Consider the following 972-nt stretch of genomic DNA (forward strand, 5'->3'; position numbering starts at 1 on the left):
GCTCCGACCTGCCGAGGACGATCTCACGGGTCACCACAGGCATCGCGGCCCCACTGCTGCTTGGCCTGCTCGCCACCGCCGTCAGTGGCCGAATGCTCGTGGTCTACCTGGCCCTGATAGTCCTGGCCCACCTCTGGTTCGAACGACGACTGGGGCCACGATGATCGCAGCTGATCCGGCAGCGGTTTTAGAGGTGGCGGATGTCGCGGGTGAGGGTGTGTGCCCAGGAGCTGTCGAGCTCGTAAAGCCCGCCTGGACCCCGTGACTCACCCTCCGAACACACCTCTCCCTTCAAATGCGACCGACCAATCAGTTACCCACCCGGAAATGGAACACACCATGAACCCGCTCCGCCCCCTCGCCGCTGCCACCTTCCTCCTGGGCCCAGCGATCTATCTCGCCGCCGAAGCGATCACAGCCGCGGCGTGGAAATCGCCTCGCTACAGCTACGCCACCAACTGGATCAGCGACCTCGGATCCGCAGCGGCCGGCGTGTTCCAAGGCCGCGAACTCAACTCGCCGCTGCACGCCGTCATGAACTCCGGATTCATCGTTCAGGGCCTCCTCTTCGGGATCGCCACAGTGCTGCTATCGCGGACGATCAGCGGGCGGTCCCGTACCTTCACCGCAGTGACGGGGGCCGTGACCATGATCGGCTACATCCTTGTCGGAACCTTCCACGGTTCCCTGCAGGCGCAGCAGAACGGCACCCTTCCCCTGCACTTCACCGGAGCAACGCTGGCGATCGTCGGCGGGAACGTGCTTGCCCTCGTCCTGGGTATCCACTGGCGAAAGACTCCCGAGACGCGGCTGATCGGCCTCGTCAGCATCGTCGTCGGAGCATTCGGCCTGGCCTCCGTAGTCGCTCTCTTTCTCACCTTCGATGCCGGCCTGCCCTCGGGTGCGATCGAACGCGGCTCCGTCTACACCATCGTCATCTGGCAACTCGCCGTCGCCGCCGCGCTCCTGCGC

1 protein-coding gene is annotated in these 972 nt (G+C 65.1%); it reads left to right on the forward strand.

Features of this window, described 5'->3' with window-relative positions; all coding sequences use genetic code 11:
* Window positions 1–327: 327 nt before the first annotated feature.
* Window positions 328–972: DUF998 domain-containing protein (locus tag NYZ98_RS41330; RefSeq protein ID WP_262851032.1), on the forward strand; the 645-nt coding region annotated here is incomplete at its 3' end.

This window comes from Sphaerisporangium corydalis, from assembly GCF_025506355.1.
GTDB lineage: Bacteria > Actinomycetota > Actinomycetes > Streptosporangiales > Streptosporangiaceae > Sphaerisporangium > Sphaerisporangium corydalis.